The sequence below is a fragment of the Wocania ichthyoenteri Th78 genome (assembly GCF_000789235.1).
Classification (GTDB): Bacteria; Bacteroidota; Bacteroidia; order Flavobacteriales; family Flavobacteriaceae; genus Wocania_A; species Wocania_A ichthyoenteri.
This window is the reverse complement of sequence record NZ_KN525716.1, coordinates 1,662,874-1,676,817: the sequence shown is the minus strand read 5'-3', so window position 1 is coordinate 1,676,817 and position 13,944 is coordinate 1,662,874. Positions and strand designations below refer to the sequence as shown.

At 30.6% G+C, this 13,944-nt stretch carries 11 protein-coding genes; 7 read left to right on the top strand and 4 right to left on the bottom strand.

Annotation, left to right across the window (positions count from 1 at the left end; genetic code table 11):
- Window positions 1-33 precede the first annotated feature (33 nt).
- Complete coding sequence (locus tag RG22_RS07265; protein WP_034042079.1) at window positions 34-714, top strand: hypothetical protein; 681 nt, start codon at window positions 34-36, stop codon at window positions 712-714.
- 2 nt (window positions 715-716) lie between these two features.
- On the opposite strand, the gene RG22_RS07260 is transcribed toward RG22_RS07265, so the two are convergent.
- A complete protein-coding gene (locus RG22_RS07260) occupies window positions 717-1,184 on the bottom strand; it encodes a CBS domain-containing protein (RefSeq protein ID WP_034042078.1) in 468 nt (155 codons plus the stop codon).
- Window positions 1,185-1,361: 177 nt separating this feature from the next.
- Between RG22_RS07260 and RG22_RS07255 the strand changes: the two genes are divergently transcribed.
- Window positions 1,362-2,075, top strand: coding sequence for a hypothetical protein (locus tag RG22_RS07255; RefSeq protein ID WP_034045851.1), 714 nt, complete (start codon window positions 1,362-1,364; stop codon window positions 2,073-2,075).
- 89 nt (window positions 2,076-2,164) lie between these two features.
- Here RG22_RS07255 and RG22_RS07250 read toward each other — a convergent pair whose 3' ends face one another.
- The gene (locus tag RG22_RS07250) at window positions 2,165-2,689 is read right to left on the bottom strand and encodes a hypothetical protein (protein ID WP_156113359.1); all 525 of its coding nucleotides are present in this window, start codon (window positions 2,687-2,689) and stop codon (window positions 2,165-2,167) included.
- Between the two features lie 156 nt (window positions 2,690-2,845).
- Between RG22_RS07250 and RG22_RS07245 the strand changes: the two genes are divergently transcribed.
- The 5 genes from RG22_RS07245 to RG22_RS07225 all read left to right on the top strand — a co-directional run bounded on the left by RG22_RS07245 (window position 2,846) and on the right by RG22_RS07225 (window position 9,779).
- The gene (locus RG22_RS07245; protein ID WP_034042075.1) at window positions 2,846-3,808 is read left to right on the top strand and encodes an NAD-dependent epimerase/dehydratase family protein; all 963 of its coding nucleotides are present in this window, start codon (window positions 2,846-2,848) and stop codon (window positions 3,806-3,808) included.
- Between the two features lie 171 nt (window positions 3,809-3,979).
- A complete protein-coding gene (locus tag RG22_RS07240) occupies window positions 3,980-4,570 on the top strand; it encodes a HupE/UreJ family protein (protein WP_034042074.1) in 591 nt (196 codons plus the stop codon).
- Window positions 4,571-4,691: 121 nt separating this feature from the next.
- Window positions 4,692-5,951, top strand: coding sequence for a Y-family DNA polymerase (locus tag RG22_RS07235; RefSeq protein WP_034042072.1), 1,260 nt, complete (start codon window positions 4,692-4,694; stop codon window positions 5,949-5,951).
- A 42-nt stretch (window positions 5,952-5,993) separates the two neighbouring features.
- On the top strand, window positions 5,994-6,434 hold the full coding sequence (locus tag RG22_RS07230) for a LexA family protein (RefSeq protein WP_034042069.1): 441 nt from the start codon (window positions 5,994-5,996) through the stop codon (window positions 6,432-6,434).
- A gap of 84 nt (window positions 6,435-6,518) precedes the next feature.
- On the top strand, window positions 6,519-9,779 hold the full coding sequence (locus RG22_RS07225) for a VCBS repeat-containing protein (protein WP_034042067.1): 3,261 nt from the start codon (window positions 6,519-6,521) through the stop codon (window positions 9,777-9,779).
- Window positions 9,780-9,782: 3 nt separating this feature from the next.
- Here RG22_RS07225 and RG22_RS07220 read toward each other — a convergent pair whose 3' ends face one another.
- Together RG22_RS07220 and RG22_RS07215 are read right to left on the bottom strand one after the other, a co-directional pair.
- A complete protein-coding gene (locus RG22_RS07220; RefSeq protein WP_034042066.1) occupies window positions 9,783-11,834 on the bottom strand; it encodes a beta-N-acetylhexosaminidase in 2,052 nt (683 codons plus the stop codon).
- 512 nt (window positions 11,835-12,346) lie between these two features.
- Entirely contained in the window at window positions 12,347-13,936 is a 1,590-nt protein-coding gene (locus RG22_RS07215) for a RagB/SusD family nutrient uptake outer membrane protein (RefSeq protein ID WP_244462124.1), read from the bottom strand.
- Window positions 13,937-13,944: the final 8 nt, after the last annotated feature.

Here is a 13,944-nt window from a genome sequence, read left to right as displayed (position 1 = left end):
AAACTAACTTTTAACGAACCTTTTATTTAACCTATGCTCTCTATTATAATTATTATAGTTGTTGTAATTATTGCTTTTTGTGTGTATTATTTTAATCCCAAACAAATTATATTAAGAAAACTTTCTAAAACGAGACAAAAAGCCATAGCGAGTTTAAAAACAAATGAGTTTATTAAAGTTTATGGGAAAGCCCTACATGTTAAAGAGCCTTTAATTGCGCCTTTAAGTAAAAGAAAATGTATTTTTTATACTATTAAAATTGAAAAAAGGGTAAGTAGCGGCAAGAGTTCGCATTGGAAAACCATAGTAAACGAGCTACGAATACAAGATTTTTTTATTGAACAAAACGGAAGCTATGCAATTATAAAACCAAGTGTAAACCCTAAAAATTTTATAAGTCATTTAGTGATTGATAAAAAAGTATCATCTGGTACTTTTAGCGACCCAACACCAGAATTTGAAGCTTTACTTAAAGCATATAATATAGATAGTACTAACTTTTTTGGCTTTAATAAACAATTACGTTATAAAGAAGGTATTATTGAAGTTGGAGAAAAGGTTACGGTAGCCGGAATTGTAAAATGTAAAACGTTGAGCGAGCCAATTCCAGAATATTCCTATTCTAAAATTGTAGCTTTAGAAAGTAATGATAAGCAAAAACTGATTATTACTGATCACCCAAAAGCATCTAATCATTTAAATAATAGCAGATAAGTTTATTTCCAATTTTGCCCTTTTAAAGCCATAGCAGCTTTAAGTACATCTTTCTGACTTATTTGACCAACTAGTTTACCATTTTCAACAATAGGAAAACGACGTCTTTTTGCTTGTAAAAACTTATTGGCAGCATCAAAAATATTCATATTTCCATCTATAGTTTCAACATTTAAAGCCATATGTTTTTCAATGGTTTTATCTTGCATTGGCATGTTGTAGTATCGACTTTCACTAATTTGCTTAATACAATCACCTTCAGAAATAATACCAATCAATTCATTTTTGTCATTAACTACAGGTCCACCAGAAATCCTGTTTTTAATTAACGATTGCATCACACTTTCAATCGTTTGGTCTGGGGTAAACGTAATCAAATTCGTTGTCATATAATCACTAACCTTTAATGGTGTCGTGTCTGTTGTATTAGCTTGTTGCCTTCTTGCGCCTTGAAAACTTTTAATTCCCATAATAAATAAAATTTAGTAATCTTAAATGTACTTAATTTTTTTGAGTTTTCCTAAAGGAGAAGAACTACTTATAAGTAGATTTAAATCCAGCATCGTATAATTATTAAAATAATTTGCATTCTTTTAAGGTATTAAGTGTTAATTTTTATAGTTTTAGCAAAATTTAAAAAAACAAAGATGAAACGATTTTTAATGTTGGTTTTATTAGTTGGTTGTTTTCAAATGAATGCACAAAGCAACCCAGATTTAATAAAACATTATGAGGCTTATTATAAACAAATGAGGGCTCAAGGCGATATGCAAGGTATGATTAGCGCTATGACACATTTAAATGTGTTGTCGCCATCTGTGGCAAGGAAAGACACTTTAGCTTATGTTTATATGAGTGAAGGCAAGTATATACAGGCATTGAATACTATTGGTGTTGAAAAAAATGTTGGAGATTCCGATATTGCAGTTGAGGTTAAAGCATTGTCTTTAAAATCGGTTAAAAGACCAGCATTAGCTATTGGTCATTTTGAGGAATTATTTAAAAGAAATCCAAATGCACTTATTGCTTATGAGTTAGCAGAATTAAGCTTGCAAACTCAAAAATTTACAGAAGCTTCTAAACATATTACTTATGGCATTGCTAATGCTAAAGATGATATGACAAAAGCGTTTTACGAAACACAGCAACCTTATCAAGTGTCTTTAAAAGCTGCTTTTATGTATTTAAACGCTTTAGTTGTCTATAACCAAGATAAAAATGCAAATATTGATAAGGCAGTAGATATTTTAGATGCCACTCTAAAAACAGCACCTAATTTTAATTTAATACAGTTAACAAAAACTGAATTATTAAGACAAAAGCAAGCGCTAACGCAGGCTGCTACACAACCAAAAAATTAGGAATAAAAAATTATAAAAGAAGCACAGTTTCTAAATTTAGAAACTGTGCTTCTTTATTTGAAAGAATTTGTGATTGCTAGATTTTAGTTTTATTGTGGTTTTTGAATATTTTGACTGTCTTTTTCCAGTTTTTTATTCATTTGAAAGTTTAAGTTAGAGATAGAAACTAAAAATTCTTTTATAGTAGAATTAAGCTCATCTTTAGTTGTTGTATCTAGATTCGATAGGCTTTCTAATTTATAAATTTTAGTTTCTAAAACCTGTATTCTAGCTAAAGTAGCAGATGTATTTACAGGTGCTGGAATATTCTTTTTTAAATCTGTTAAAAGTGTTTTAATGATTTCTTCATTATTTTTAAAAAAACCTAAATCACCTTTTTTCACATTGTTTACTACGTCTTGAAGCTGATAATATTCTTGCCAGTTTTCAATAACGCGTTCTGTTTTTTCATCTAAACCAAAATCAAGATAATTAAGTTTTGATATGTCGCTTTCAGATAATTGTTGATTAGTGTTCTTAGGGGTAGCAGTATCTAAAGCGTTATTTTCTTCAGCTTTTTTACATGAAGTCATTATTATAAAAATACTTATAATACTCAAAAATTTAATGTTCATACGGCTACATGTTTTGGATGCTATACAAAGATATAGGAATAGTTTGTTTTAAGTAAAATAATCAAACGTCTAATTAAAAAATTTTCACATTTAAAATGAATTATTATCAATCAAATCTTATTATTTTTGATTTATTCTTAATAAACAGTGTTTTAAATGAACCCAAAAATTTTAATTATTGGTGCTTGCGGACAAATAGGTTCCGAATTAACATTTAAGCTTAGAAGCATTTATGGCGATGAAAATGTTATTGCAAGCGATATAAGCTATAGTAATTTAGATATTGTTAACTCCGGATTTTTTGAAATTGTTGATGCTCAAGATTATGCCAGTATTAAGGGGTGTGTAGAAAAATATAATATAGACACTATTTATTTAATGGCGGCTATATTAAGTGCCACAGGAGAAAAATTCCCTATGAAAGCCTGGGATTTGAATATGAATTCTTTATTTCATGTATTAAATTTAGCAAAAGCAAAGTTTATAAAACAGATATTTTGGCCTTCCAGCATTGCAGTTTTCGGTCCATCAACACCAACCGAAAGCACACCACAATATACAACCATGGAACCTACAACCGTTTATGGTATTACAAAACAAGTCGGGGAGCGTTGGTGCGAATATTACAATCAAAAATATGGAGTAGATGTAAGGAGTTTACGTTATCCAGGAATTATTAGTTGGAAAACACAACCCGGTGGTGGTACAACAGATTATGCAGTAGATATTTATCATAAAGCAGTTATCGATAAAAAGTACGATTGTTTTTTAACAGAAAACACCAAACTGCCTATGATGTTTATGGATGATGCCATTAAAGCCACCATAGATATTATGAGCGCAGATAATGATGTTGTAAAAATAAGGTCTTCCTACAATTTAGCAGCAATAAGTTTTACGCCAAAAGAAGTTGCGGCATCAATAAAACAGCATATTCCAGAATTTGAAATAAGCTATACACCAGATTATAGACAAGCCATTGCAGACAGTTGGCCAAAAAGCATAAACGACGAAGAGGCAAGAGAAGGTTGGAATTGGAAATATACTTTTTCTCTTGAAGACATTACTAAAAAAATGCTATTTCAATTAGAAAAAAAATACAATACCACTGTAAAATAAGAAAGTTTGTCAATTCGAGAGAATTTCACTAATCTTTATGAGTGAAATTAGTATCGAGAATAAATTTTTTTTACTGAAGTTTGTTTGAGCAGATATTAAGCTTAAACAAATAAATTAAAAAGCACAATGGGTTTTATTTGTATATTTGAATAACCCTAAATCTTAATTAATATGTTCGATAATTTTTTATTTAACGTAAAATACGGCATTAATCACGTACTCGATATTAATGCTTACGACCACGTTTTGTTTTTAATAGTGCTCACTATTCCGTATGTTTTTAAAGACTGGAAACGTGTATTGTTACTCGTTTCTATATTCACATTGGGGCACACCCTATCACTTGTTTTAGCAGCCTATAATGTGGTTAGTGTTAATGGTCAGGTTGTTGAGTTTTTAATACCCATTACTATTTTAATTGTGGCATTATATAATGTGTTTACAGCTGGTAAAGGTGCACAAAAAGAAAAAATAGGTATACTATTTTTAACCTCATTATTTTTTGGTTTAGTACACGGTTTAGGCTTTGCACGCGAATTTAAAATGTTATTAGGTGCTACCGATAATAAACTTGTTTTATTACTAGAATTTGCCTTAGGTATCGAACTTGCCCAAGTTATTATTGTATTTATCGTACTGTTTTTAAGCTACGTTGTGCAAACCATATTTAGGTTTACCAAGCGTGATTGGATTATGATCATATCGGCTATTGTTGTAGGATTGGTAATACCTATGCTGCTAAATAGCGACTTTTTAGCATAAATATTTTTGGGCGTTACCCCGAAAAGGGATCGGGCTTTCACTATTCAATTTTTTTGCACAATCTAAATATACAAAGACCTGTCAGGTTTTAAAAGACAATTTTTCTTGTATCTTTACAATTATGTTTGCACTAGTAGATTGTAATAATTTCTATGCTTCTTGTGAACGTGTTTTTAACCCTAATTTAAAAGGAAAACCAGTCGCTATTCTATCTAATAACGATGGTTGTGTAATCTCACGAAGTGACGAAGCAAAAGCGTTGAATTTACCGATGGGAGCGCCTATTTTTAAATGGGAAACCTTTTGTAAAACCAATGGCATTTCTGTGTTATCCTCAAACTACCCATTATATGGTGATATGAGTAGTCGTGTGATGTCTATTTTAAAACAGTTTACGCCAGATGTTGAGCTGTACAGTATAGATGAATCTTTTTTAGAATTTAGAAGCTTTAAAGAAGATTATAATTACGATGACTACGGAAATCAAATAAGAAAACGCATTTTAAAATGGACAGGTATTCCTACCTGTGTTGGTATAGCACCAACCAAAGCATTGAGTAAAGTAGCTAATAAAGTAGCGCGAAAATTCCCAAAAGAAACCAATGGTGTTTATATAATTGACACTGAAGAAAAACGGATAAAAGCTTTAAAATGGATTAAAATTGAAGACGTTTGGGGAATAGGACGAGGTTTAACCAAGCGTTTAAAAGTTAAAGGTTGTAAAACGGCTTTTGATTTTACGCAACTTCCTGATGATTGGATTAGTAAAAATTTCTCTATTATCGAATCACGATTAAAACGGGATTTAGAAGGCATTCCAACTTTAAAACTAGACGAACTTAAAACAAAACGTGCCATAGCAACAACACGTAGTTTTGATTATACATACGATGATATAAATTATATAAAAGAACGCATTTCAACCTTTGCAACGAGTTGTGCCGAAAAATTACGAAAACAAGGTTCTAGTTGTCATATTATTATTGTTATACTAAGTAGCGATAGGCACAAAAAAGACTCAGAACAACATAGAGGCAGTACTGTAGTAAGCTTACCATATCCAACCAATTCCTCTTTAATTATTAGTAATCAGGCAGTAAAAGCAGTAACTTCCATTTTTAAAAACGGCATTAAATATAAGCGCGCAGGTGTTATTGTTTCTGGGTTGGTGCCAACTGATAATTTTCAGCTTAATATGTTCGAGTACGAAAACCCAAAACACAAATATTTAATGCATGCCATTGATGATCTTAACACGAAGTATGGCGATTATAAAATTAAAATAGCAAATCAAGATTTAAAACGTACGTGGAAAATGCGTCAAGAGCGATTGTCACCAAGATATACAACAAACATTAACGATATTATAGTTGTGAAATAAATATTATTTTATTCCTCACAACAACAAATTAAATTAAGAATTATGATAGCACATAAATTAGGAAGTTTAACCTTCTTTACTCCAGAAACTGTCGAGGGTGCAGCAGCACAATTATTTGATGCAGGAATTTCGGCAGGTTTTCCGTCGCCAGCTGACGATTTTAAAGAACAGCGTTTATCATTAGACGAAGAGTTAGTTAAAAACAAAGAGGCTACTTTTTATGCGCGAGTAAGCGGACAATCTATGATTGGTGCAGGGTTAGAAGATAATGATTTGCTGGTTATTGATAGAAGCTTAGAGCCAACAAATAATAAAATTGCGGTGTGCTTTTTAGATGGCGAGTTTACGGTAAAGCGTTTACGTGTTTCGAATAATGAAGTATGGTTACAACCAGAAAATCCAGATTATCCAATAATTAATATTACTGAAGAGAATAATTTTTTAATTTGGGGTATTGTAACTAATGTGATTAAAAAAGTATAGTCTTTAATATCTATTTTAATCTTATCTTTTTGATATAAATTTGCCAAAATATTCTTATTTTTAAAGCTATTCAAAAAGCAACGAATGCGCTTAAAAACTCTAATTTTCATATTAATACTATCATTTTATTTTAACTGTAAAAAAGATGATAATACCTCGCCTTTTAAAGGTGATGAAACTACCGTTTTTACTTCCATTCCTGAGTCGCATTCTAATGTGAGTTTTCAAAATAAAGTCACCGAAAATTTATATTTCAACTTTTTAAACTATTCATACATTTACAATGGTGGAGGCGTAGCCGTTGGAGATATTAATAACGATGGGTTGGAAGATATTTATTTTGTATCAAACCAAGAGTCTAATAAACTGTATTTAAACAAAGGGGATTTTGTTTTTGAAGATATTACAGAGAAAGCAAATGTAAAAGATAATGATGGTTGGTCTACAGGAGTAACAATGGTCGATATTAATAACGATGGTTGGTTAGATATGTATGTTTGTAAATCAGGATCTATAAAAGATTCTAGACTAAGACAAAACAAACTTTTTATAAATCAAAAAAACAATACGTTTAAAGAAGAAGCAAAAAAGTATGGATTAGATCAACATGGTTTTTCTACACAAGCTTATTTTTTTGATTATGATAAAGATGACGATTTAGATATGTACTTAGTAAATCATCGAATTGATTTTCAGAATAACATAATTATTAATCCCACATTACAAAAACAATTAACACAAGAAGACTCCGATCATTTATTTAGAAATGATAACGGCAAATTTGTTAATGTTACAGAACAATCTAAAATAGCAAATAAAGCCTGGGGATTAAGCGCTTCAATAGGCGATTTTAATAATGATGATTGGCCAGATGTTTATGTAGCTAACGACTTTTTAGAACCAGATTTTTTATATATCAATAATCATGATGGTACATTTACAGATGCAAGTAAAACTTATTTTAAGCATATTTCGACTAACAGTATGGGATCTGATTTTGCAGATATAAATAATGATTTATTACCAGACCTTTTAGTTTTAGATATGATGGCTGCCGATAGAAAACGAGGAAAAGAAAATATGGCAACCATGAGTACAGAAAATTTTAACTTAATGGTAAAATCTGGGTATCATCATCAGTATATGTCTAATATGTTGCAGCTTAATAATGGTGAAGGGTCTTTTAGTGAAATCGGTCAGCTTTCAGGAATCGCAAAAACAGATTGGAGTTGGGCGCCACTAATTGCAGACTTTAACAACGATGGGTTTAATGATATCTTTATAACAAATGGTATTGAAAACGATTTGTCAAATCAGGATTTTAGAACTAAAATGCGCCAGAATATTATGAATCATAAAAAGGTAACTTTAGAAGAGGCTATTGCTATGATGCCTTCAACTAAGTTGTCAAATTACATGTTTACTAATAATGCTGATTATACATTTAAAGATGTTTCCAAAGATTTTGGATTAGATGAAAAAGTTAATTCTAATGGTGCTGCTTATGTAGATTTAGATAACGATGGTGATCTTGATTTGGTTGTTAATAATCAGTCTGAAAAAGCATCTATATACAGAAATAAGACTAAGGCTAACTATATAAAAGTATCGTTAAAAGGGAATGATGAAAACAAAAACGCTATTGGTGCTAAGGTTAAAGTTTATACTAACGGAACACAACAAATAAAAGAAATTTATCCCAGCAGAGGCTATCAATCATCAGTAAGTTATAATTTAATTTTTGGTTTAGGAAATTCTAAAATTATTGATAGTTTAAAAGTTGTTTGGAATGATAATAAATCGCAGGTTTTAATGCAAGTTGAAGCAAATAAACATGTAAACTTATCATATTATAAAGCCGAAAAAAAAGCAATTTATAAGCAAGAAAAACCTTTGATATTTAAAACTGTTAATGCATCAAATTTAGGTATTAATTATATACACAAATCTGTTGATTTTAACGATTACGATTTGCAAATATTATTACCGCAAAAGCAATCGACTATTGATAATGCATTAGCAGTTGCAGATGTAAATAATGATGGGCTAGACGATATTTTTATTGGTAATACACAAGGTTTTTCAGCGGCATTATATATTCAAAATACATCAGGAAAATTTATACAATCAAGTAAAAGAGTATTTGATGCAGATAAAAAATATAATGATAATAATGCCTTGTTTTTTGATGCAGATAACGATGGCGATTTAGATTTATATATAGCTACGGGAAATTATAGTTTACCAGAAAAAAGTAGTTTATTACAAGATAGATTATATATTAATGACGGAAAAGGGAATTTCTCAAAAGGAAAGTTACCCAAAATGTTAACCATTACAAAAGCTATTGCTACTAACGATTTTGATAATGATGGCGATTTAGATTTATTTGTTGGAGGCAGAGTGGTTTCAGGAAAATACCCGATAGCTCCAGAATCGTATTTATTAGAAAATAAAAATGGAACATTTGTAAATGTTACTTTAAAAAAAGGTGCTGAATTACAACAATTAGGATTAATTAATGACGCTTTGTTTTCTGATTATGATAAAGATGGAGATAGTGATTTATTAGTTGTAGGTGAGTGGATGCCCATAACCGTTTTTAATAATAATGAAGGTGTTTTTATTAAAGTAGAGTTGCCATCAAATAATATAATAGGGTGGTTTCAAACTATAAAAGCTATTGATTATGATAATGATGGAGACGAAGATTATTTTGTTGGGAATTATGGTGATAACAATAAATTTCATCCAACAGAAAAAAAGCCACTTCATATATATGCTAATTATTTTGATGACAACAAAAGTTATGATATTGCTTTGAGCAAAGAATACCAAGGCGAGCTTTTTCCTGTAAGGGGTAAAGAATGTTCAACACAACAAACCCCTTTTTTAAAAGAAAGAATACCCACGTATAACGCATTTGCAAACTCTACCATTTTAGATGTTTATGGCAAAGAAAATATAGAAAACGCATTGCATCTAAAAGCAACAAGTTTTAACTCATTTTATATTCAAAATAATGGAGGTGGAAATTTTGATTTTAAAAAGCTTCCTAATAAAGCACAATTTGGACCTACACTAGATTTTGAGTTTTTAGATATTGATAAAGATTCTGAAATTGAAGTTTTAGGAATTGGTAATAATTATGGAGCAGAAGTAGAAACTATACGTTATGATGCTTCTAGAGGGTATGTTTTAAATACCGATTTATCTTTAGTAAAATCAAAGGAAAGTTTAACGAGTAAGGAGACTACATCAATAGAAAGTATTGAAATTAATAAAAAACTCCATCTTATTTCATTAAATAAAGATGGAGCTTTAAGTATTCTTAAAGTAGAATAGTATTTAATTAACCAAGTAGTTTGTTTTACTATATTCTACTAACTTGTTTAAAGAATTTAGTATTGCTAGCTCTGTATCAGAAAAAGGTTTGCTAAGAATTTTAATGTTTTCTTGAAGAGAAGTAAATGTATCTCTCGATATTTTTTTGTTTGAAAATGTAGGTATTAATATCTGTGATACCTCAGATAGATTTTTAGACAATTCTTCTAGAATTTTCACATTAGGATTGTCTTTTATTTGAGAAAAGGCATTATGATTTTTATTCCAAATATTTAAATGCGATAATAGAATATCTAAGCTTTTTTTATTAGGTGCATTTAAATATTTTATAACTTCAGTATTAAACATAACAGCATCTTCAGCATCATTAATACAGGCATCTGCAAATAATGTGAATGGCGAGTAAGTTTGATATTCTGTTCCGCCTTTGTTTCTTGAATATATTTTAAGAGGTTCGCAAATATTCCTTAAAATTTTTAAAGAAGAGATATCTTGGTTATTAGTCATTCCTCTTAAAATAACATCACTATTCTTTATATGTGTCATCCCTAGTTCTTCTAGTCTAAAACTAACTTCTTTTAAACGATACTTCATATTTTCAATATTGTTTACTTCTTTTTTAGACCAAAGTCGTTCTGCAATAGCTGCAGTTCTAGGCCAAATTCTAGAATCAATAGTAAAAGGAGTTACTAATTCGCTCCACATAGTAGCTTCGCCTCCAAGAATTCTTGCTCGTTCTTCTTTAGTAAGTTTAACATCTCCAATAGGCTCTGAGGTGTAATGATGTTCTACAGATAACATTCTATCTATATAAAACCCTGCAGAAAGCACTGTGCTATAGCCATTTTTTGTTGCGTCTATTAATGTGCCTCCTTTTGGGAATCCTTCTTTTTCTCCACGCCAAGAATGAATTACTGCAGTTGTAGGCATATTGGGAGTCATAATTTCATCCCACCCCATAAGTTTTTTTCCTAATTTATTTAATATTCTTTCAAGTTTAATATTAAAATAGGTTTGTAAATCATGATTAGTTTTTAAACCATGCTCCTTTTTAAATACTTGGATATCTTCATTTTCATTCCAGTGTTTGCCTTCGTTTTCATCGCCTCCAATATGAAAATATTCGTCTGGAAATAAAGGTGCCATCTCAGAGAATAGGTTCTCTAAGAAAGTGTAAGTCTCATCTTTTATTGGGTTTAATGTTGGATCGAAAACCCCCGAATTACGCTCAACACTATATTTAGCTCCATCAACACTACCAAATTCTGGATATGCTGCCAATATTGCTGTTGCATGACCGGGAACATCAAATTCGGGAATAACTCTAATTCCTAAGTTGGAAGCATAATTAACAATATCTTTTATTTGTTCTTGTGTATAATACAACCCATCTCCACCAATTTTATGAAGTTTTGGGTAAATTTTTGATTCTACTCTAAAACCCTGATCATCTGTTAGATGCCAATGAAAAACATTCATTTTTACAGATGCCATAGCATCTAAATTTCTTTTTAACACTTCAATAGGCTGAAAATGTCTAGCAACATCTATCATTAAGCCTCTCCATACAAATCTAGGAGAATCTTTTATAGAAACACCTTCAAAATAATATCCATTTTCATTAAAGTTAGTAAGTTGAAGTAATGTTTCTAAACCTCTAATAGCTCCTATATCTGTAATAGCATTTAGTAGAATGTTGTTTTGATAAACGTTGAGAGTATAGGATTCGTCATCCTCTATAGATAAATCTGCATTTTTATCAAAAATTATTTTAATATTTGCAGCAGCATTATCAACTAGAGGGAAACCTTGATTTAAAAATATTCCTGTTCTATTTGAAAGTCTTCTTAAAAAGTTAATTGAGGCATTATGAACTCGATCTTGATTATTTCCTGAAATTGAAATGGAGATGTTTCTATCAATATTAAATTTACTCGAGGTCTCTTTTATTTCTTTTGGCCATGGCATTAAATAAAGGGTGCTATTTAAATCTTGTGCATTGCCTTTTAATAATATAAATAATAATATAAATAAAATAGAGTTATTCGTTTTCATTATAGTACGACGTTATTTTTAAGCTTAATGTGTTTTTCAGTTATTTCTCGATTTATATCTGCTTCTTTTACAATTTCTAAACCAGAATGAATAAGCGTATCTCCTTTAATTTGAATTGTAAAAGGAAATTCGTGATTTTTATAGTTTTAATAGAAGTATAACTTAAGGTTTCAACATATGTATTGCCTTTAAGAGTTTATGTGCCAGCACCTCCATAAAAATTTTGAGTGCTATTATGTTCTTGATTGAAAAATGAAAAATGTGTATCATTAATAATCTAGATAAAACTTGCTCTTGATAAATCTTTGATTTTTAAAGAGTCATTATTCTTTTGTAATTGATTTTTTTTACAAGAAGTTAGATATAATAGACTGCTTAAAATAATAGTGTAAAATTTCATAAAATATGAGCGTTATATAGTTTAGAATAATTGTTGTTAAAAAAAGAGGAACTTAAGTTCCTCTTTTTAGAAATTAACAAAACTTAATTCAATATAAAAACTACTTGATTATTTAAAAATTCGATGCACCAGTATCCCACCAAAGACGTGTGCCGGCATTATCAGGACCTCCAAGTTTAGAGACTGCTCCAGAAACACCTTCAGGGTTTGTAGATAATTCGCTATCAACAAATGGAATTCTTCTAATTTGAATATTTGTGTCAACAACACCTCCACTTTGATTGCTTACTACTGGAAAAATTTTAGGGTATCCAGTACGTCTAAATTCACTCCAAGCTTCTTGCCCTTCTGGGAACATGGCAATCCATTTTTGAGTAATTATCTTTTCTAGTTTAGTTTCATTGTCATCTGCAGCATTCCAAGCAATAGTAATATTACTCATTGCAGCTATATTATTAGTAGGATTAACAGGGTCTACATAATCTGCAGGAGTAGAGCTGTTATCAGCTATATAAGCTGCAGCACCACTTGCTCCGTGTTGTTCAAACGACGTTGAAATTCCCATTTCATAATTAACTTGAGCATCACCTGCTCCATTCCATCCTCTTAAAGCTGCTTCTGCTTTTAAGAAATAAACCTCAGCTGTAGTCATTAATTGTACTGAAGACGTATGAATATTGTCATTAATTGCAGAAAAACCAATATAGGCTGCTTTTTGTTCAAGCTCGTCTCCATAACCAGGTAATAATGGTAATCCACCACGAATACCTTTCATTGAACCAGCAACACTCGTTGGCGCATCAAAATAGCTTCCTGCTCTATTATCATTATACCCTACTAAAATAGACTCCATTGAAGCATTTCCTCTAATGTCTCCCCATGAATTATCTATAACGGAAAGAGGATGATCTAAAGAGCTATTTACAAAAAAACCATCTGCATTTGTTTCCATTAATCCTAAAGATTGAGATAATGCTTTTTCTCCTTCTGTTTTTGCTTTTGCAGGATCAACTTTTGAGATTCTAATTGCTAAACGTAAACGTAATGAATTAGCTAATTTTACCCAATTGGTATAATTCCCTCCATAAGACAAATCGAAAGCGACAAATCTAGGGCTATCTATATCTGCCATAAGATTTGCAATGGCAGTATCTAAATCTGCGAAAAATGTGTTATAAGCCTCTTGTTGAGAATCATAAATACCTGCGTTCGCTAAGTCACCAAAATTTGTATACACAATTGGCCCAAAAACATCAGATACGCGGTGCATTGCTTCTACTTTTAATATTAATGCAACACCGTGCAATGTAGGAAATTCACTAGCAGTTAACTTACTTATTGCATCAACATTATTCATTACATTAGAATAAGGCACACTCCAAATAAAGTTATTCCAACCACTTATTAAACTATAAGTGGTATTATTTGCTCCTGCCACAAAAGGTCTTGGAGGTGTTAAATATCCTGAATACACATCGGCATTTAGGTTTTGCTGAAGCTGGTATGACCATGCTGGGTTATATTGATAGATACTTTCAAAGATAGGTCTGTATTTAGAGCCTACATGCTGAAAATCTACTTCCAACTGTTCTTGTGTAATATTTCTTTCGTTTACATTGAATTGTTCTAAATCACTACAAGACGTACCGACTAGTCCCAATACAGTTAAACATACTAATATTTTACTAATATTTTTCATCATTTTATTTT

Bases quoted from the DNA above. Each gene is read 5' to 3' on its own strand.
- RG22_RS07265 (WP_034042079.1), top strand. From the start codon at position 34: ATGCTCTCTATTATAATTATTATAGTTGTTGTAATTATTGCTTTTTGT.
- RG22_RS07260 (WP_034042078.1), bottom strand. From the start codon at position 1,184: ATGGGAATTAAAAGTTTTCAAGGCGCAAGAAGGCAACAAGCTAATACA.
- RG22_RS07255 (WP_034045851.1), top strand. From the start codon at position 1,362: ATGAAACGATTTTTAATGTTGGTTTTATTAGTTGGTTGTTTTCAAATG.
- RG22_RS07250 (WP_156113359.1), bottom strand. From the start codon at position 2,689: ATGAACATTAAATTTTTGAGTATTATAAGTATTTTTATAATAATGACT.
- RG22_RS07245 (WP_034042075.1), top strand. From the start codon at position 2,846: ATGAACCCAAAAATTTTAATTATTGGTGCTTGCGGACAAATAGGTTCC.
- RG22_RS07240 (WP_034042074.1), top strand. From the start codon at position 3,980: ATGTTCGATAATTTTTTATTTAACGTAAAATACGGCATTAATCACGTA.
- RG22_RS07235 (WP_034042072.1), top strand. From the start codon at position 4,692: ATGTTTGCACTAGTAGATTGTAATAATTTCTATGCTTCTTGTGAACGT.
- RG22_RS07230 (WP_034042069.1), top strand. From the start codon at position 5,994: ATGATAGCACATAAATTAGGAAGTTTAACCTTCTTTACTCCAGAAACT.
- RG22_RS07225 (WP_034042067.1), top strand. From the start codon at position 6,519: ATGCGCTTAAAAACTCTAATTTTCATATTAATACTATCATTTTATTTT.
- RG22_RS07220 (WP_034042066.1), bottom strand. From the start codon at position 11,834: ATGAAAACGAATAACTCTATTTTATTTATATTATTATTTATATTATTA.
- RG22_RS07215 (WP_244462124.1), bottom strand. From the start codon at position 13,936: ATGATGAAAAATATTAGTAAAATATTAGTATGTTTAACTGTATTGGGA.